This window comes from Rhodoligotrophos appendicifer (assembly GCF_007474605.1).
GTDB classification, from domain to species: Bacteria; Pseudomonadota; Alphaproteobacteria; order Rhizobiales; family Im1; genus Rhodoligotrophos; species Rhodoligotrophos appendicifer.
On the sequence record NZ_VHKL01000009.1, the window covers coordinates 208,239 to 226,623 of the forward strand.

19 protein-coding genes and 1 tRNA gene are annotated in these 18,385 nt (G+C 57.2%); 9 read left to right on the forward strand and 11 right to left on the reverse strand.

What is annotated here, in order from left to right; translation table 11 throughout:
- Positions 1 to 8: 8 nt before the first annotated feature.
- Positions 9 to 893, reverse strand: coding sequence for an acyl-CoA thioesterase II (gene tesB, locus FKM97_RS19995; RefSeq protein ID WP_144294195.1), 885 nt, complete (start codon positions 891 to 893; stop codon positions 9 to 11).
- 150 nt (positions 894 to 1,043) lie between these two features.
- On the opposite strand from tesB, the gene FKM97_RS20000 reads away from it, so the two are divergent.
- On the forward strand, positions 1,044 to 2,279 hold the full coding sequence (locus FKM97_RS20000) for an FAD-dependent monooxygenase (RefSeq protein ID WP_246105179.1): 1,236 nt from the start codon (positions 1,044 to 1,046) through the stop codon (positions 2,277 to 2,279).
- A gap of 15 nt (positions 2,280 to 2,294) precedes the next feature.
- Here the strand turns inward: FKM97_RS20000 and FKM97_RS20005 are convergent, their stop codons facing one another.
- From FKM97_RS20005 to FKM97_RS20025, 5 genes are all read right to left on the reverse strand, one after another.
- Entirely contained in the window at positions 2,295 to 2,660 is a 366-nt protein-coding gene (locus FKM97_RS20005) for a gamma-butyrobetaine hydroxylase family protein (RefSeq protein ID WP_144294197.1), read from the reverse strand.
- Entirely contained in the window at positions 2,644 to 2,886 is a 243-nt protein-coding gene (locus FKM97_RS20010; protein ID WP_144294344.1) for a Trm112 family protein, read from the reverse strand. The genes FKM97_RS20005 and FKM97_RS20010 overlap by 17 nt, the downstream gene beginning before the upstream one ends.
- Before the next feature lie 10 nt (positions 2,887 to 2,896).
- Positions 2,897 to 3,583 (reverse strand): LON peptidase substrate-binding domain-containing protein, encoded by a 687-nt coding sequence (locus FKM97_RS20015; RefSeq protein ID WP_144294198.1) that lies wholly within the window; start codon positions 3,581 to 3,583, stop codon positions 2,897 to 2,899.
- A gap of 13 nt (positions 3,584 to 3,596) precedes the next feature.
- The gene (trxA, locus tag FKM97_RS20020; protein WP_205015212.1) at positions 3,597 to 4,514 is read right to left on the reverse strand and encodes a thioredoxin; all 918 of its coding nucleotides are present in this window, start codon (positions 4,512 to 4,514) and stop codon (positions 3,597 to 3,599) included.
- A gap of 142 nt (positions 4,515 to 4,656) precedes the next feature.
- The gene (locus tag FKM97_RS20025; RefSeq protein ID WP_144294199.1) at positions 4,657 to 5,154 is read right to left on the reverse strand and encodes a prolyl-tRNA synthetase associated domain-containing protein; all 498 of its coding nucleotides are present in this window, start codon (positions 5,152 to 5,154) and stop codon (positions 4,657 to 4,659) included.
- A 167-nt stretch (positions 5,155 to 5,321) separates the two neighbouring features.
- Between FKM97_RS20025 and FKM97_RS20030 the strand changes: the two genes are divergently transcribed.
- A tRNA-Gly gene (locus tag FKM97_RS20030) sits at positions 5,322 to 5,396 on the forward strand.
- A gap of 474 nt (positions 5,397 to 5,870) precedes the next feature.
- Here the strand turns inward: FKM97_RS20030 and FKM97_RS20035 are convergent.
- Positions 5,871 to 6,791: a LysR substrate-binding domain-containing protein gene (locus FKM97_RS20035; RefSeq protein ID WP_144294346.1), complete on the reverse strand. Its 921-nt coding sequence runs from the start codon at positions 6,789 to 6,791 to the stop codon at positions 5,871 to 5,873.
- Between the two features lie 137 nt (positions 6,792 to 6,928).
- On the opposite strand from FKM97_RS20035, the gene FKM97_RS20040 reads away from it, so the two are divergent.
- The 4 genes from FKM97_RS20040 (at position 6,929) to FKM97_RS20055 (ending at position 11,452) form a co-directional block, all read left to right on the forward strand.
- Positions 6,929 to 8,023 (forward strand): quaternary amine ABC transporter ATP-binding protein, encoded by a 1,095-nt coding sequence (locus FKM97_RS20040; RefSeq protein ID WP_144294200.1) that lies wholly within the window; start codon positions 6,929 to 6,931, stop codon positions 8,021 to 8,023.
- The gene (locus FKM97_RS20045; RefSeq protein WP_144294201.1) at positions 8,010 to 8,981 is read left to right on the forward strand and encodes an ABC transporter permease subunit; all 972 of its coding nucleotides are present in this window, start codon (positions 8,010 to 8,012) and stop codon (positions 8,979 to 8,981) included. The genes FKM97_RS20040 and FKM97_RS20045 overlap by 14 nt, the downstream gene beginning before the upstream one ends.
- Positions 8,982 to 9,121: 140 nt before the next feature.
- Positions 9,122 to 10,084 carry a glycine betaine/L-proline ABC transporter substrate-binding protein ProX gene (gene proX / locus FKM97_RS20050; RefSeq protein ID WP_170241025.1) on the forward strand — a complete coding sequence of 321 codons (963 nt, stop codon included), beginning with the start codon at positions 9,122 to 9,124 and terminating at the stop codon, positions 10,082 to 10,084.
- A gap of 24 nt (positions 10,085 to 10,108) precedes the next feature.
- Complete coding sequence (locus FKM97_RS20055) at positions 10,109 to 11,452, forward strand: LLM class flavin-dependent oxidoreductase (RefSeq protein WP_144294203.1); 1,344 nt, start codon at positions 10,109 to 10,111, stop codon at positions 11,450 to 11,452.
- Positions 11,453 to 11,494: 42 nt separating this feature from the next.
- Here the strand turns inward: FKM97_RS20055 and FKM97_RS20060 are convergent, their stop codons facing one another.
- Positions 11,495 to 13,282, reverse strand: coding sequence for a helix-turn-helix domain-containing protein (locus FKM97_RS20060; protein WP_144294204.1), 1,788 nt, complete (start codon positions 13,280 to 13,282; stop codon positions 11,495 to 11,497).
- 180 nt (positions 13,283 to 13,462) lie between these two features.
- Here FKM97_RS20060 and FKM97_RS20065 point away from each other — a divergent pair, with 180 nt between their 5' ends.
- Positions 13,463 to 14,521, forward strand: a complete 1,059-nt coding sequence (locus FKM97_RS20065; protein ID WP_144294205.1) for an LLM class flavin-dependent oxidoreductase — start codon at positions 13,463 to 13,465, stop codon at positions 14,519 to 14,521.
- 321 nt (positions 14,522 to 14,842) lie between these two features.
- On the opposite strand, the gene FKM97_RS20070 is transcribed toward FKM97_RS20065, so the two are convergent.
- Positions 14,843 to 15,247, reverse strand: coding sequence for a (R)-mandelonitrile lyase (locus FKM97_RS20070; protein ID WP_144294206.1), 405 nt, complete (start codon positions 15,245 to 15,247; stop codon positions 14,843 to 14,845).
- A 23-nt stretch (positions 15,248 to 15,270) separates the two neighbouring features.
- A complete protein-coding gene (locus FKM97_RS20075) occupies positions 15,271 to 15,597 on the reverse strand; it encodes an EthD family reductase (protein WP_144294207.1) in 327 nt (108 codons plus the stop codon).
- 218 nt (positions 15,598 to 15,815) lie between these two features.
- Between FKM97_RS20075 and FKM97_RS20080 the strand changes: the two genes are divergently transcribed.
- A complete protein-coding gene (locus FKM97_RS20080; RefSeq protein WP_144294208.1) occupies positions 15,816 to 16,142 on the forward strand; it encodes a hypothetical protein in 327 nt (108 codons plus the stop codon).
- Here FKM97_RS20080 and FKM97_RS20085 read toward each other — a convergent pair.
- Positions 16,139 to 17,071, reverse strand: coding sequence for a LysR substrate-binding domain-containing protein (locus tag FKM97_RS20085; protein ID WP_144294209.1), 933 nt, complete (start codon positions 17,069 to 17,071; stop codon positions 16,139 to 16,141). The two genes, FKM97_RS20080 and FKM97_RS20085, sit on opposite strands and share 4 nt — an antisense overlap.
- A 228-nt stretch (positions 17,072 to 17,299) precedes the next feature.
- Between FKM97_RS20085 and FKM97_RS20090 the strand changes: the two genes are divergently transcribed.
- Complete coding sequence (locus FKM97_RS20090; RefSeq protein WP_144294210.1) at positions 17,300 to 18,373, forward strand: LLM class flavin-dependent oxidoreductase; 1,074 nt, start codon at positions 17,300 to 17,302, stop codon at positions 18,371 to 18,373.
- Positions 18,374 to 18,385: the final 12 nt, after the last annotated feature.

Genomic DNA, 18,385 nt, shown 5'->3' on the forward strand with positions numbered 1-18,385 from the left:
TGCCGAACTCAATCAGCATTCTTTTTGGTGGCGGAACGTTGAATCCTGATGAGGCCCTCCTGGGCCACTGACGCTACAAGAACACCATTACGATCGAATATGTTGCCTCGCGTGAACCCCCTGCCGCCCATGGAGGCGGGAGAATCCTGTGCATAGAGCAGCCAATCATCAGCGCGGAAATCGCGAAACAACCACATGGCATGATCAAGACTGGCCATCACCATATCCCGATTGAACAGCGACCGTCCGTGAGGCAGGAGCGAAGTGTCAAGGAGCGTCATATCCGACGCATATGCAAGGACGCATTGATGCAGTGCCCGGTCGGCCGGCAATGGCGCAGTGGCACGGATCCAGACATACTGGATGGGCTCCGTCTTCCGCGGGTTGAGGTAGCTCTCAATCTGTACCGGACGCAGCTCGATGGGACGGTCCCGCTCGAAGTAAAGGCGCATGTTTTCCGGCATCTCGCCGCGGTATTTCGCGAGCATCTCCTGCTCGCTTAGCAGGTCTTCCGGGCCGACGACGTCCGGCATGGCGATTTGATGCTCAAGACCCACCTCTTCGCGCTGAAAGGACGCCGACATGGTGAAGATGGGAAAACCATGCTGTATCGCGACCACGCGTCTGGTCGAAAAGCTCGCTCCATCCCTATCACGATGCACTTCATAGATGATCGGCAGCTGGGGATCTCCGGGCCGCATGAAATAGCCATGAAGAGAGTGGGCCGGCCGTTCGGGTGCCACGGTCCTGATGGCGGCGACAAGCGCCTGGCCAATCACCTGCCCACCGAAGACGCGTTGCCATCCCGCCTGCGGACTTGATCCGCGAAACAGGTTCTCCTCAATCTTTTCGAGATCGAGCGTTCTCATCAAGACGTCGATGGCACGAGACATTCAGGGAGGCTCCTCGAAAACGCTGACTACGGACACTGTCCCAGACTTCTTGACTGCATCTGCCTGCTTGTCGATGCATGGTGGGCTAGGACGAGCTAATGTGCCCCTAACAGAACTTTAGCACGTGTGATCAGTGGCTCGGGAATGGCTATGGCAGAATTGCGTTTCGATACTGTAATCATCGGCGGCGGCCTCGTGGGCATGGCGGCCGCCGTTTCCCTTGCTGGCCCGACCGCACGATCGCCGCTCAAGGTCGCCCTCATCGACGCGCGCGACCCCGCATCGTTCAGCACTGCTGAACAGGACGGACGCGCCTCCGCCGTGACGGTGACGTCTCGGCGCATGCTGGAGGCCATTGGGGTGTGGTCAAAGGTCACCCATCACGCCCAACCCATACGGAACATCGAGGTGACCGACAGCGCGCTCGGGACGAGATCTCCCGCCGTGCTGTTGCGCTTCGACGACAAGGAACCGGACAGCTCGGCCTGGGTCATCGAAAACCGGTTCCTGTACCAGGCGCTTTATGACGCCATCATCGCCTCACCGCATATCACCGTCATGGCAGGATGCAGCGTCCTGGACGTCGACCTGCAGCCGAACGCAGCAAAAATCCTGCTCGCAGACGGCCGCCAACTCCTCACTCCACTGACCATCGCCGCCGATGGGCGCAATTCACCCGTCAGGGAGTTGGCCGGGATCAAAATCGTGGGCTGGCCCTATGGTCAGTACGGTCTGGTGACGACCGTCAAACATGAAATGCCCCATCGAGGCGTGGCCGTGGAGAGGTTCCTCCCCGCAGGCCCTTTTGCCATCCTGCCCTTGCCGGGAAACATGTCGTCGCTGGTGTGGACCGAAGGAGAGCGAGCGGCAAAGCGGTTGCTGGCGGCCGACGATGCAGACTTTCTCCGGGAGCTGAAGTTGCGCTTTGGCGAGCAGCTCGGGCGTGTCAGCTTGGCGGGGCCAAGACATGGCTATCCGCTCTCGCTGCAGATTGCTCGCAGCTACGTTGTTCCACGCCTTGCCCTGGTCGGCGACGCCGCGCATGTGCTGCATCCCATCGCCGGGCTCGGATTCAATCTCGGGCTTCGGGATGTCGCCGCGCTGAGCGAGGTCGTGATCGACAGCGCCCGACTCGGGCTCGATATCGGTGCCATCGACACGTTGGAACGCTATCAGAGCTGGCGGCGCTTCGATGCCCTCAAGGTCGCTGCCATGACCGAGGGCCTGAACCGGTTGTTCTCGAATGAGAGCGGCGTGTTGAAAACGGTGCGGGACGTGGGCCTGGCTGCGGTGAACCAAGCTCAGCCCGTCAAGGCATTCTTCATGAAGGAAGCCGCGGGTCGGCAAAGCGACCTGCCCCGGCTGATGTCCGGAGAACGCCTCTAAGGCACCCTTCCGGCCCTACCGACTGAGCCCCTCCGCCACAAGCCGATCGAGATAAGCCTGCCACAGCGTTGCCTGCTCACGGCCCAGCCGCAACAGATAGTCCCACGAATACAGGCCGGTGTCATGGCCGTCGCTGAAAACAAGACGCACCGCATAGTTGCCTACGGGTTCGATGCTGCTGATCACAACGTTGCGCTTACCGGGCACCGTTACCGCTTGCCCGGGTCCATGGCCCTTGACCTCGGCGCTCGGGCTCTCGATGCGCAGATATTCCGCGCTGAGCTCGAATTCCTCGCCATTCTCGAATGCCGCGAGAAGCGACCCACCCCCGCTCCTCAACCGTAACTCTCTCGGCCAGGGGCGCTCAGTCGCGTTCAGCATCCGTCAATTCCCTTGCCTCATCAGGCAGCATGATCGGAATGCCATCGCGAATCGGATAGGCCAGACCGGCCGCCTTCGAGATCAGCTCCTGGCGTTGACGATCGTAACCGAGCGTCGTTTTCGTCAGAGGACACACCAAGATCTCCAAGAGCTTGGTGTCGAGCTCGCGTGCGCCCCCTCGCTGACTGTCCAGAGTCACAGGTCCGGGGACCGCAGCTTCATCCATCATGCCATCCTCACTGAAGCAGGGCGCCGGTGCCGCCGCGGCGCTCGGCCAAGGCGATGTCGGTCAGCGCGATCAATATCTCGGCCCTGGTATGCAAGTCCACAGCTTCCAGAAGCGCCTGCTTTTCTCTCGGCGCGTATGGGCTAATCATGGCCAATGCATTGATCAGAGCCTCGTCCGAGGCGTTATCGACCTCGCTCCAATCCGCCTGCAAGCCATGCGCACCCAGAAAATCATTGAATGTCGCCAGAAGCGCATTGCGATCGACCGCAGCCTGCTCATGGCCGGGATCAAGATCCGCAGCGAAGGAGCTGTAATCCAGCATCGCAACGCGATAAGGCTTGGGCAGCGTTACCTCGCCTTCGATTCTGAAGCGACAAATCCCGGTCAACGTGATCAGGATCCGACCGTCGCCGGTTTCCGAGAAGGACGTGATCCGTCCTGCACAGCCGACAGAGTAGACGCTTGGCCGCGCCGCGGGATCGCCTTCCTGCTCAAGGGCCTCCGAGGAATCCGGCTGAACCATTCCGATGATGCGGTCCCCTTTGAGGGCATCCGTCACCATCTGAAGATATCGAGGCTCGAAAATGTTCAGGGGCAATTCGCTCCGAGGAAACAAGAGGGCCCCGCCCAAAGGAAATATGGGAATCTGCGTCGGCAGATCTCGGATCGCAGCGTATTTGACGGATGCAGCCAAACTGAGAGATCCCTCAAGCGAACAAAAGCGATGACAGTTTCCGACGACCGGAAATCGTGAATTCGTCCTTGGGACCCCAGGCTTCGAAGAACTTGACCAGCTGCTTACGCGCTCCGTCGTCGTTCCAGGCCCGATCCTTGCGAATGATCGTAAGAAGATGGTCGACCGCTTCCTCCTTGCGGCCGGCAGCATTCAGTGCGGTTGCAAGATCGAAGCGGCTTTGGAAATCATCCGCATTCCGTTCGACTGCCGCCTGCAGACGACTGATCTCACCGGTATCGGCAGGGGTCAACGCGAGTTCCAGAGCCGCCCGGGCGCTGGCGATCCTGGCATCCCGTTCCTTCGTCGCGGGTACCATGGCCAAGGTTGCCTGAGCTCCCTCCAGGTCTCCCAAAACGATCAGCGCCTTTGCGAGGCCTGCAATCGCATCGAGGTTTTCACCGTCAATCTCGACCGCTTGAGCGTAGGCATCCGCCGCAGCCTCGACGTCACCCTGCTGCATCGCCGTGGCCGCGGCAGCCAACAGATCGGTGACGTCCTCGTCGCCCGATCCGGCGGCGCTCGTCAGCCTGTCGATGAAGGTCTTGATCTGGCTCTCGGGCAAGGCTCCCATAAAGCCGTCTACAGGCTGGCCATTGGAAAAAGCGTAAACCGCGGGAATGGATTGAATCCGCATCTGGGCGGCCAATTGCTGGTTCTTGTCGATATCGATCTTGACCAGGCGAACCTTGCCCTTGGCCTCCGTCACCACCTTCTCGAGGGCAGGTCCAAGCTGTCGGCAGGGTCCGCACCAAGGCGCCCAGAAATCGACAATCACCGGCACCTCACGGGATGCATCGATCACATCCGCCATGAAGTGGTCGGTGTCGCTATCCTTGATCAGGGTTTTCGTTCCCTGCGAGGCGCCGTTGCCGATCTGTGTGTCCATCATCGTTCCCGACTGTTCAACTCGCTCGTCCCTGCGCCCATCAGCAGGCGCTTCGGTCGGAGCGGTTTTGCCTGTTCCTGCCACCGCCTAAAATGGCCGGCATGCGAGCGAATTACAATGCTTGGCGCGATCGCCGATCGCATCATCAACTCTGGATTTGGGCGATCCGCGGCTCATGTCCACAGGATCTGATGAAGGTCACCAAATCTTCGGAGCGAATGGTCATGGTCGCATCATTGGAGAGGGGATGATAGTTGAGCTTTTCGTGGTCCATCATCTTCCGGTCGAGGACGACCTGGACACGATTGTGATCATCGCTGATCAATCCGAAGGGGGTGACCGAGCCCGGCGTCACACCCAAAAGCTCCTGCATGAGCTCGGCATTGCCGAAAGACAGCCGCGCCGAGCCTATCTTTTCGGGCAGGGACTTCAAATCGATCACCGCATCCTCCTCGGTGACAACCAGCCAGACCACTCCCTTCTTGTCCTTCAAGAACAGGTTCTTGCAATGACCGCCAGGAATCTGACCGCGCAACGCCCGGGCCTCCTCCACGGTGAAGACCGGCGGATGTTCGGTGATCGTGATTTCTATCCCAAGCTCTGCGAAGCGGCCCAGGAGCTTTTCGCGGGGCGGAACTGTCATGCGATCATCCATAGAGGCCTTCCTTCAACGATGCGACGAGCGCAGAAGCCGCTTTCCCGGCGCGGCACTCTCCGTTCTCCAAATTGGATAGGGTCCCTATTGCATTTGCCTCGGCGATGCGCAATAAGACGCCCGCTGTCGTCCTCACAGACGCCAGCCTTACCTATGCGGGCGTAGCTCAGGGGTAGAGCACAACCTTGCCAAGGTTGGGGTCGTGAGTTCGAATCTCATCGCCCGCTCCAATCTGCAGGACAGTTTGGAAATCGACAAAGGCCGCGGAAATCCGCGGCTTTTTTGTTGTGGGGCATCCTGAAAGTTTGGGCCATCTCAGGCTCAAGAATCGAGATCCGCAATAGCTCGGTTACACCGTGGTTACATGTACTGTCCGTCCAATAATCCGAAGGCGAAGGGCTAGCGCACGGAGGTTTGACGGCGGCTTGCGTCCCCTTCACGGCCTTAAAAACCAAGTGGCGGCTACAGTCTCTTCGACCAATAGAGCTAGTTGGGGTCCGAACATCCCGCCCGCTATTTATGCAAAACGTCCTCGCGTTGAGCAGCTCTTCCCAGAGCGGTCCACCGTCGAATAATTACTACTCGCCGATCGAGGGCAATCAGTTTGGCCAGGAGGCTGAAATTCCCAATGGCCACAAAGACGCTACGAGAGGCGTGCTTCGTTCAATACGACCAAACCATCGTGCGGATATTCTTATCTCAGATTAAATGTCGAACTTCTCGGAAATCCAATTCAAGAATTTCACCGCCGATAGAGAAGAAGTCTGCCCTGCGGGCGTTATTAAATGGAATGCGTGTCTTGAGATCGTCGGTGCCGCAACGGGCTGGATCAATGTTCCGGCCGAAAGAAATCTCTCTATCAGCGGGGGACCGATAAGAGCAAAGCCTTGGCCATCAAGCGCGGCTTGGACAAGGTTTGTGTAGGTATTAACGGTAATTCCACCCCTCACAGGCTTCCATCTCAAATCCTGCGCTTGGAGCCAATTACTCCACCGGGTTTGCACGTCATACGGACCTTCCAAGTGTATCAGGGGGAAGTTTTGGAGCTCCGTTGCGCTGATCGGCCCAAGCACGCCCGCGAGGCTCGGCGAGCAGGTAGGACTAATCATCTCCCGGACGAGGAATCGAGCCTGATGGCTCCCAAAAGGGGGATTCCCATACCTGATTGCTACATCGACGTTCTCTTGCAATAGATCCAGGTATCGGTCTGACACGATAAAGCGGAGTTCAACTTCTGGATGCCTCTTTCGGAACTCGCCGATATTGGGAAAAAGCCAGTAAGTCGTGAAGCCCGTGGTGGCCGTTACGTTTACAATATTGCTGTGAGCGCGATGTCGCAATTCCGTCGTCGCCCGCGCTGCTTCTTCGAGCGCGCTTGTGATGGAGCGGTGATAGCGTTCGCCGGCAGGTGTCAAGCTGAGAGCGCGGTGGAGACGGTTGAATAGGACCGTTCCAAGGAAGTCTTCGAGAGCCTTGATTTGCTGACTGACAGCGACGCGGGTAACCTTCAGTTCACTTGCCGCCCGTGTAAAGCTCAGCAACCGTCCAGCGGCCTCGAATGTCACCAGTAAGTTCGGTGGTGGCAGCAGTGTCCTGAGCTTTTGCATAAAGCTCTGCTTATCCATCACGTCAGCATTTCACAAGTTGTAAGCTCGGTCGCGTCCACTACAGTGTGACCGTACCCAGGGGTGGGGACAGCACATTCAGTGTCGGCAGGTTCAGGGGTGGTCTCGCTTGCTGAACAGCTAGCGAAGGATCGCTGATGGGATGGCACATCGAGTGCGAAGGCGTATGGAAGCTCTTCGGTCCTGATGAGAGGAGAGCGCTAAAAACCGTTCGGGCAAAGGCATTGAATAAGACGGAGGCCCGTCAACAGCTCAATCACATCATTGGCGTTGCCGATGTCTCCCTGTCCATTCGCCAGGGCGAGTTGTTCTGCATCATGGGCCTCTCGGGCAGCGGCAAGTCCACTCTACTTCGCCATGTCAACCGACTGATCGAACCTACTGCTGGGCGGATCATTGTCGACGGTGTCGATACTTCGAAACTGGATAAGAAGGGCCTCACCCAGCTGCGATCCAGAACCATCGGCATGGTGTTTCAGCATATGGCCTTGTGGCCACACAGAAATCTTTTGGACAACGTGGCTTACGGCTTGGAGATTCAGGGCACACCTAAGTCAGAGCGGCGACGGGTTGCCGCCGAGATGCTTGGGATGATGAAACTCGATGGATGGGAAGAGCATTATCCTGACGAGTTGTCGGGAGGAATGCAGCAAAGAGTGGGACTCGCGCGTGCCCTGGCTTCTGATCCTGACATTCTACTAATGGACGAACCGTTCAGCGCACTGGATCCTTTGATTAGGCGGGATTTGCAGACCCAGTTTATCGACCTTTCGCAACGCCTGCGGAAGACGACCCTTTTTGTCACTCATGATCTGGAAGAAGCAATACGGCTTGGTGACAGGATCGCCATCATGAAGGATGGCGAGATCGTGCAAATTGGCACTCGAGAGGAGATTGTCCTCAATCCTGCCAGCGACTATGTCGCCGATTTCGTCCGCCCGATGGCGCGCAGCAGATTCCTTACGGCGGATGCTGTAATGGCCGCCGTACCAAGCAAGCCTCATGATGCAGGCGGGAGCCTTGCCGATCTGCAACATGTGGTCGTATCCGATGCTGGTATTCAGGAGATCATCGAAAAAATGACTCAGGTTCGCCAGCCAATCGGCGTGGTGAAAGACGGCAGCTTAGTTGGGGTCATCGATCCCTATACTCTACTTACCGCGCTGCGCTCTAGAGAAGCATCGGACGGAATGCGGCAGGGACCAGAAGGCGACGCCAGTGGGTACATTTGATTTTTCTGAGCCGTTCCAGGCCATTTCTCTCCCGGTCGGCGATTGGGTTGCGGTGGCTATAAAATGGGTTGTGGTGAATTTCCGCTACGTGTTTCAGAACATCAAAGTTCCAATCGATTTCGTCCTTTCGAATGTCGAGTTCGGCCTTCGGTCTTGTCCGCCTCTTGTCTTTATTTGCGTACTGGCGCTGCTCGCTTGGCAAGTGGCAGACAGGAAAACCGCGATCTTCGTGGCGTTGGCACTCGTTGGCATCGGCGCAATCGGTGCCTGGCCCGAGGCGATGACAACGCTTGCGATTGTGCTCACCTCCGTCTTGTTCTGCTGCGGGGTTGGCATTCCGATGGGCATCCTGGCCGCTCAGAACGGGCGCTTCGATAAGATCCTGCGACCAATCTTAGACTTCCTTCAGACGATTCCCTCTTTCGTCTATCTGGTCCCCATTGTGATGCTCTTCGGCATCGGGAACGTCTCCGGCGTGATCGTAACGATTATCTACGCCCTATCTCCTATCGTCCGGCTCACTAATCTCGGCATCAAGCAGGTGCGCGCCGATCTGGTCGAAGCATCGAACGCCTTTGGCGCAAGCCGCCTGCAGACTTTGCTCAAGGTCCAATTGCCCCTTGCGCGCCCAGCCATCATGACCGGCGTCAATCAGACAATCATGCTGTCACTATCGATGAGCGTGATCGCTTCCATGATTTCGGTAACCGGACTTGGGCAGATGGTGCTGCGCGGCATCGGACGCCTCGACATTGCGCTAGCCACCACGGGTGGCTTGGGAATCGTCCTGATTGCCATGGTGGTCGATCGAATCTCGCAGGGGCTGGGTGTGTCGGCACGCGACAGAGCCAATCAAGATTGGCTGGCGACGGGACCGATCGGGCTGCTGAGGCGCCTCGTTCCGACCAAAGGGGCAGTTGCCCATCCCAACCGCGATTCCCTCTCTCGCAACAAGTAAGCTGAGCTTTACGATCGGTTCAGTTTTTGTGCCGTTTACGGCCTTTGCGCCTGCGTCGATAGTGGACGCGCGTCATTTTGGCTTATCAAGAAAGGCAATTGCCAATGATTGGGGTGAGATCTATCAGGTGCTGCCTGACCATGTTGACGGTGATGATGACGGCTTCGTTGTCCTTTGCGCAGGCACAAATGCCAGGCACTGGAAAGACGGTTCAGCCGATTACCACCGGGCAGACGGGACACGTCTTTCAGCACGAAGTGGTCAGGATCGGATTGGAGAAGCTCGGTTATGACGTAAAGCCCGCGCTAGAGGCTGAGTATCCAGCTCTGCATCTGGCAATCGGCCAGGGCCAGGCGGACTATACCGCGACGCACTGGGTTCCTCTGCATCAGAGCTTCTATGAGCAGTCGGGGGGCGAAAAGTCTTTGGAGCGGGTTGGCGTGCTCATCTCCGATGCCGGACAAGGATATTTCATCGATAAAAAAACTGCAGAGAAGTATGGCATTACAAACCTCAGCGATTTTAACAAGCCGGAGATCGCGAAGCTTTTCGACAGTAATGGCGACGGCAAAGCCAATTTGACCGGTTGCAATCCTGGCTGGGGCTGCGAACGCGAGATCGAGCATCAGCTTGATGCTTACAAACTACGGGAGACGGTAACCCACGACCAAGGAAGTTACTTTGCACTAATGGCCGATACGATCACACGCTACGAGGCCGGTCAGCCAATATTTTTCTACACATGGTCACCGCAGTGGGTAGGCTCCGTTCTTCGTCCCGGACGCGATGTTGTGCAGCTGAACGTGCCATTCTCTGCATCCACCAATGGCAGCGACACCGCTCTGCCTGATGGCACCAATCCGGGGTTCAAGGTCAATAACATCATTGTTCTAGGTAACAAGGAGTTCGTTGAGACGAATCCTGCCGCGAAGCGCTTTTTCGAAGTCGCCAAGATCCCGCTCGCGGACGTTAACGCCGTAATCCTTCGCCAGCATGAGGGCGAGAACAAGGCCGATCAAATCAAGGCGCAGGCCGAAGAATGGGTGGCGAAGCACCAGGCCGAGTTTGATGCCTGGGTGAAAGAAGCCGCCGCCGCGAAGTGATGCGTTGATAGGGAGGGAGCCATCATGAAGAAACAAATGAAGCTCGGGCTCTCGATGCGTTACCTGGGCTATCATCTTGGATCCTGGCGACATCCAGAGGTTCAACCGGACGGTACTTCCGATTTCCGGTGCTTTCTGGATGTCGTTCAAACCGCCGAGCGGGCTAAGTTCGACATGGTTTTCCTAGCCGATGGGATTGGCATCCGATCAAATGACGAACCACGAGGCTCCTTGGCCCGATCACGGCAGAACGTTGAACTCGAGCCCCTGACTCTGCTGTCAGCTCTAGCGCCGATGACTCGGAGTATCGGTCTCGTGGCCACGGCCTCTACTACCTACAACGAGCCTTACCACATCGCTCGCAAATATGGGTCCCTCGACCAGATCAGCAGCGGGCGCGCCGGATGGAATGTCGTGACGTCGTGGTCCGATCAGGAGGCCTGGAATTTCAATCGCAGCAAACATCTCAGCTACGAAACCCGATACGAGCGGGCGGAAGAGTTCGTCGATGTCGTCACCGGCCTGTGGGATAGCTGGGATCAAGACGCCTTCGTCCATGACAAGGAGGCAGGGATTTTCTACGACGAGTCGAAGCTTCATGTTCTCGGCCATGCGGGCAAGCATTTTTCCGTGCGCGGCCCATTAAGCGTCCGTAGGTCGCCCCAAGGCCGACCCATTCTCGTCCAGGCGGGAACATCGGAAGTTGGACAGAGGATCGCCGCGCAACATTGTGATGCCATTTTTGCTGCCAAGCACGATCTCCATGACGCCAGAAGTTACTATTCCAGCGTGAAGTCCCGTATGCCGGCTTTCGGTCGCCGCCCCGAAGACCTGGTTATCATGGTCGGGTTGACGACGGTGGTCGGCCGCACGCGTCAAGAGGCAAAGGCCAAACACGAACAGCTTGAAGGGTTGATCGACCCTCTGGTCGGATTGTCGCTTCTCTACAGATCGTTTGGCGACCTGTCCGACTTGCCTCTCGATGGCCCGGTGCCGGAGCCTTTAGCTGGTCATGGAGGGCTGCAGAGCAGTGCTCGGCTGTACTATGATCTCGCGATCAAGAATGGTTGGACTATCCGCCAGCTCTACACAAAAATTGGCATGGCGCAGGAGCACAAAACCGTTGTTGGAACGGCGGGCGACGTTGTCGACGAGATGGAAGCATGGGTCGACGCGGGAGCCGCCGACGGCTTCAATGTCACGCCAACCCACCTTCCTCATGGCATCGATGACTTCGTCGAATTTGTCGTGCCTGAGTTGCGGCGTAGGGGACGCTTCCGTCACGAATATGAGGGCTTAACGCTCAGAGAGAACCTTGGGCTGAGGGTCCCCACAAGTCGCTACGCAGAAAAATCTGCTGTGGCCTAAACCAGCGAAACTGTCACTGTGCGAAGCGGAATCGCAGCGGAGCTAGGCGCAAACGATATTTGTCTCCGAGTGATTTGGCCGGCCAAGCTTCATCATGCTTTCTAACCGAAGAGCGAGGTCGATCTGGAAGCGCAAATCGTGGTCCTTGAGGTCGAGACCAAACAGATCTTTCAGGCGGTCCATGCGATATCGTATCGTGGTAATGTGAACACCGATTTCATCGGCTGTTGATTGGGGGCGGCCGCCATTTCTAGCAAGAGACGCAAGAGTTGGCATAAGGGGTGTTGAACTTTGTTGGTCATAAGCATGGATCGCGCCCAATACGGTCTTTAGGAAATCCTCTGCAAGGCCGTGATCCAGCAGATCGGCCAAAACTCCGAAGGCCTTTGCATCCGTCACCCGCAGGTGGCCGCTGTGGTTACGTTCGCTGGCCCACTTGGCAAGACGCAGTATCTTTCGCCAGGCGGATCGATATTCGTGATCTCGATGGCAGGCTGGAGCCTCATAAATCAATGGGGCCTGTCCATGCATCCGCTTCAACTCAGCCGTTACCTGATGCGCGACAGTGCGGATCACGTCGCTGGTTCTGGCTGTCTCGGGGAGGAGCAACACAAGGAAATCGGACACGGACCCAATCAGCACACCTTCATCCGCGGCTTCGGCAATTCTCCTGATGGCCCAGCAGGAGGCTTCGCTCGGCGCGGTTCCAGATGCCAGTTGAACTGCCATTAGCCGATAGGGGTTTCGTGAGAGTGGCGATCGCTCGTCCCGCTCTGGGCCATGCAGGACGTCCGATCCCAGGAGAACCTCTGCAAGATGACGGGATGAGGCACCGCGGTTCTCCTCGAGACGAATGTGGTGCTTGAGCAGCCCGATCGACAGAACCATCCACACCGATTCAGCGGCCCGGATGCTTTGCTCATCAAGCTTTCCGTCGCAGACAATGGCTAGGCCGCCAATTCTCTGATCCCGCACCAGAACCGGCTCGGCAGCCAGCATGATGTCCTGCAACACGTCTCCAATCTGGATCTGCAGGATCTGCCGCTGATTGAAGCGGCCCGCCTCTTTCGAGCGGAACAGCTTCTCCAGCCGCTGCCATCCAGAGTTCGCCAAGTACCGCTGCATCACCTCGTCATCGTCGAAGCCGCCGCAAGAAATCTTGCCCGTCATGAAATCAACGATGAGGAATGCGCCCGGCAAATACTGCTTGCAAAGTGGCAGCAGGCCCTCCAGCGAGGACTCGTTGAACGCCTGGGTCATAAGGTTGCGCTGCAGATTCATCATGACCTGCATGTGTCCGCTCGCCAGCCGTTCTGTCTCGAGCATGTTGCCCTTGTCGATTGCCATGCCTGCCAGATTGGCCAAGGTCGACAAAAACGTCAGCGCATCATCGGCGATGTCGAGGCGTTCGGTACTGTGCAAAGAGAGGATCATTGGTCGCCCGCTCCTGTCGCAGGCATGCAAGGGCAACAAAACGACAGTCCGGTAGCGCTGCGTTTGGGCATCTGACCAATAGTCAATATAGGTCGGGTCGTGCAGCGCATCTTCTATGATCAAAGGCTGCCCGCTCTTCAAAACCGCGAGCGTGGGGCTCATCTTGAGTTTCCAACTCTTGGACCGCCGGCCGTCCGAAGCGAACTGATTGAACTCGGCAACCTGCACGGAGAGTTCCCGCCCCTCGTCAATCGCCATGATCGAACTCGAACGCCATGGCGAATTGCAGCACACGGCAAATGCAATGCGATCGAGAATATCCTGAGTGTCGCGCCCGGAATGCACTATGCGCGCGATGTCACTGATATTCTGCAGCAGACCGGTCGCTTCACTCATTGCGCTCCGATCCCCGATGCTAAGGGCGGAAGCGTCATCTTGACGATCTTCACAGCGGAATATCCTAGTTTAATTGAAACTTTCTGTCCGTTGACCTCTGAAATTAGGAGGCGCAGACGGTTATGGTGTCTATCTTAGGTTTGTTTTGCCGTGAAGCCTGCCCCCCATGAAAGACGCATAATGAAGTTCTCAATTTCCCTGACGATGGAGCGGACGAGCCCCTCAACGGACATGCGCGACGTGATCCACCATATGGTTGAGATGACGCAGCTTGCTGAAGAGATGGGATTCGATATCGTATGGGTAGGCGAGCATCATACCATTGAGACCAATATTGGTGCGGCACCCTTTCAGCTTTTGACCCATCTTGCCAATCACACCGATCGGATCCGTCTGGGGACAGCGTGCGTGGTCGCGCCCTACTGGCATCCTATCAAGCTCGCAGGCGAAGCCGCTACCTTCGACCACCTTAGTGGCGGTCGGCTTGAACTCGGCATTGGCCGTGGCGCCTATCAATATGAGTTTGACCGCATGGCCGGGGGTATTCCGCAGAAGCAAGGCGGCGAATTCATGCAGGAACTTGTTCCCTTGCTTAGGTCATTATGGGCAGGCGATACGGAGGCCCATGGAAAATTCTGGTCGTTTCCCACCTCGACATCCGTTCCTAAGCCACTGCAGCGGCAGATACCGATCTGGATCGCCGCCCGCGACCCAGCCACCTATGATTGGGCGCTATCGCAAGGGCTAAACATTCACTCTTGGCCCATTACACGACCGTTTTCTGAACTCGAATCCTATCGCCAGCGCTTCCTTGATGCATTAGCGAAGAATCCTCAGAATGGATCCCCGCAATTTCTGGCAATGCGTCATGTCGCGGTTTACGATAAGCCTGACGGATGGCGCCTTCCGGTTGAAACAGTGCGCGACCGCAACGGCTTCTTCGAAAGCCTGTTCCGCAACCTTGGCGGCGTAAAGAATGGCTTCCCTGATCAAATTAACATTCACACCCTCGCGCACAATGCAGAGTTCACTCCCGAGAGCCTTCGGCAAAATCTTGTTTTCGGCCAACCGCATGAGGTGGTCGACAAGCTTCGTCTCTATGAAGAGGCTGGCGTTGACAATTTCTGCTATTTCGCAAGCTATGGACTGCCTTACGATTTCCAAAAGCGCTCCCTCGAACTCTTCGGTCGGGAAGTCATTCCTGCCTTCGCGAAGGAACGGGTAAGCGTGGTCGCCTGACATCAAAGTCCGCCTAACTCACAGAGTTCAAGGCGTTTAGTACTCCCTTTACCGGCCCCTGCTTACGATGCCTCGAGCCACTCAGCCCTGGGGCCAAATAAGTTCCAGCGGCCGATTATTGATGATGTCCTCGATGATTTCCCCAGGGAATTCGGGAAGCATAGCCTTCCCCTTCCAATCGTTGATCGCGCGGAACTCCTGTAAAGCCTGGATGGTTGTTCGGAGTGGGAAATCGGACCCGAAAAGCAACTGGTCCGTGACCTTGTAATCGAGAGCCAGAGGGCGGAAGGATATCGCGGTATCTTGTCAATTGCCGGGGCGCTAAAGGTTTCGAGCCCTGTACTGCGCATCCGTCACGTGCTCCATCCATTCGACAGATATGCCGTCCAACACCTCCGCGATGGCGGTATGTGTTACCGCTGTTGTTCCAGTCGCTCCATGCCAATGCCGTTTGCCAGGCGGAAACCAGACGATGTCTCCCGGTCTGATTTCCTCGATCGGACCACCTTCGCATTGAGCCCAGCCAAGGCCAGAGGTCACGATGAGGGTCTGGCCGAGCGGATGGGTGTGCCAGGCAGTCCGAGCCCCAGGCTCGAAGGTTACAACAGCGCCGCCGAGGCGAGAAGTTCCCGTCCCCTTGAAAGGACTATCAACACGAACCGTGCCCGTGAAATAATCCGCCGAACCCTTAACCGAGGGTGCTGAACCGTTTCGTGATATGTCCATCGCGATTCCCCTGTAAACTCCAGTTAAGTCTTGTTCCCGCCCCGGATGGGCACACGGTTATACGTGTATCGAATCCGTCCTGGCGGCGCGAAGTTCGCCAGATCGGCCGAAGCGGCCTGGCTCTCGGGACTTTGGAACGCGGCCTCCATCTCAACCAGGCTCGCGAACTCCAGCTCTATGGCCAAATAATAGGGCTCGCCCCCTTCAAGACTGCGCGGCGGTTGCCGGCTAATCTGCACCGATTGCAAGCCAGGTATCTTCTTCACCAGGGGAAAATGCTTTGTCCTATAGTGGTGCTCGAATTTTTTGCGGTCCTGTGGAGGAGGATAGAGAATAAGCGCCGTCGCCATGTCAAACCTTCCGCGGGGGGACCCTGATCGTATGCTGAGTGGTCGGGCGCACTGGTTGCAAGCGTAAAGAATTTGCCGTGACACTCATGAAATTTGGAACCGATCCAGTGCGCCGCTCGGCAACAAACGTTGTAAGCACAGGCACGAATTCTATGTGCTAGCTCGACATTCGAACGCGCCTATCCTGGCGTCATTTGCGTTCACTTGAAAGGTTGGAGATGGCAAAACTCGTTCTCCTCTACCCGACGCCGCTCAACACCGATGAGTTCAACCTGCGGGTCCAGGGAAGATTTGCAGATGTCGTCGCCGGGCTGCCTGGTCTGCGCGGCCTGTCTTGTAGCGATACGCTCAGCTGCAGCCTCGATCCTTGTCCGCATGCCGTGATCGAAATATGCTTCGAGTCGCATGGAGCGCTGACGCACGCACTGGCGAAAGCAGAAGTCCAAAGCGAGATGGCTGCACTCCAGGATCTTGTCCCCTCTGGAGTCGTAAGTCTGATCTACGAAACGGAGACCCTCTATCCCTCGCGTGAGGATCACCCCTAGATCGCAGCGGACAGTTCCTCAAGTTCGGCGGTGAGGCGGAAGCCCTCGGCGCGCGACAGCATCCAGTCGCGAAACGCACGGGAAGATGCCTTGTGGAGCGCCTGCTTGGGATAGACGAGATAGTAGCCGTAGTTCATCAAACGCAGCTGGACGGGATAGATGAGCTTGCCTGCTGCCAGAAGGTCTCCGATCATGAATTCTGGCTCCATGATGAAACCATATCCTTGCCTGGCCGCGCCTAAAAGCGCGTGGATGTCGTTGCAGGGGACGTAGTTTAGTCGTTCCCAGCCTTCTGATCTTGTCAGACCGAACCAGTCGATCCAGATCTGGCGGAAGCAGGAATGATCAAGAAGAATTGGATAGGCTGCAATGTCTGCGGGTCCCCCGAAGCCCTTGGCTGAGATCAGGGAAGGCGCGCAGGCCGGTCCGACCGGCGAGAGAAACAGCAGCTCGCATTCGAGCCCGGGCCAGTCACCCTTGCCGAACAGGACCGCGAAATCGCTGCTGCCATCGCCGAATTCCGGCACGGTAAGAGTGTGGCTGATCTCGATATCGAAGCGGGGATGACTGTCCATGAACTGACGGCGCAGCGGGAACATCACCTTGCCGGAGAAATGTGGCAGCGATGCCAGATGGACCGTTTCGTTCGTGTCGTCGGCGCGGATCGCATCGATGACTTCACCGATTTCGGCAAAAGCGCGATCGGTGACGGACTGCAAAGAGAGCCCCGCCGGGGTTAGCCGTAAACCGCGAGGTAGTCGCTCGAACAAGACCGTGTTCAGCGTGCGCTCGAGCAGCCGGATCTGGTGGCTGACAGCTGCCGCGGTTACGCAGAGTTCCTCGGCCGCCCGTGAAAAATTCAGATGATGCGCAGCGCTTGTAAAGGCCTGCAGCGCCTTCAGTGGCGGAAGTCTCTTTCGCTCAGCCATGCATCGATCTCAATCCACCCCCGGCAGCGAAAAAATGAAGGATATGGGGGCTGCGCCGGGGCGTCAATCAAGCTTGAGCGAAGCGATTTTGCAGCCCTGCGAATTCTTTTCGTTTGAGAGGCGGCAGTGGACACGCGACCGTGAGTGAAAATGAGCTTGGTCTGGCGCCGAGCCCTGAATGCCGACGCGTCCAGATGAGCCTGACGACGACATACAGCGGAGCAGACGATGGAAATCAGCATTTTTCTCTCGCATCAGCGGCTCGCACCCGATGAAACGCATGATACCAATCTCTACGCTGAAAAGTTGGCGGAGGCGAAGCTTGCAGATCAACTGGGCTTCGCCTGCATCTGGGTGCCGGAACATCATCTGATCCAATTCATGCAAGCGCCCAACGGCTTGCTGCTAGCCTCTTTCTATGGTGCTCATGTCTCCTGCGATATCGGGCAGATGGTTAACCTGCTTCTCTATCGTCACCCCCTAGTATCGGCCGGAGAAATCGCCCTCACGGATCAACTCCTCAACGGCCGACTGCAGCTGGGGCTGGGCCGCGGTGCGTATGACTACGAGTTCCGTCGGCTGGGCATTACTTGGGACGTAGCTGAGGCTAAATTTCTCGAATGTGTTGATGTGCTGGAAAAAGTCTGGGCCAGCCCCGACCGTGGCATCGCCTACGACGGCCAGTTCTTTAAGTTCGACAAGACGTACGTTTGGCCCCGCCCCGCGGCGCGACCGCATCCACCGGTGTGGTACGCCGCGATGACGCCGCCGGTGATCGAGTTCGCCGCTCAAAAGGGCTATAATGTCGCGACTTGGCCATTTCTGCGACCGATGTCATTCGTGGAAGAGATCACAGCCAAATTCCATGCAGCGCGAGAGCGAGCCGGTGGAGCTCAAGGAAAGCAGAAACTAGCTCTCATGCGGCCTGTATTCGTCGGCAAGACCGAAGAAGAGGCGCGCAGGGCAGCACCTACGATGCTGTCAAACCACCGGTTGAGCCAATGGATTCGTCTTGCCGAGGCAGAGGCTGACGATCGAGGATACGTATCTCCTAGGCCACTGGAGAACGAGCCTAGCCTCGAGGAGACCTTTGAGGTCATGATTGCCGGTAATCCCGAACAATGCCTTGCCAAGCTTGAGAGATACGAAAAACTGGGTGTCGACCATTTCATCACCTGGTTCGACTTCGGCATGGAACATGCGCAGAATTTAGAAACGATGCAGCTTTTCGCGGAAGAGGTCATGGAGCCATTCCGTCGAAGCAGGGCCTCAGCTCCACAACAGAAACTCATGGTTGGCTAGAGGCTGGTGGAA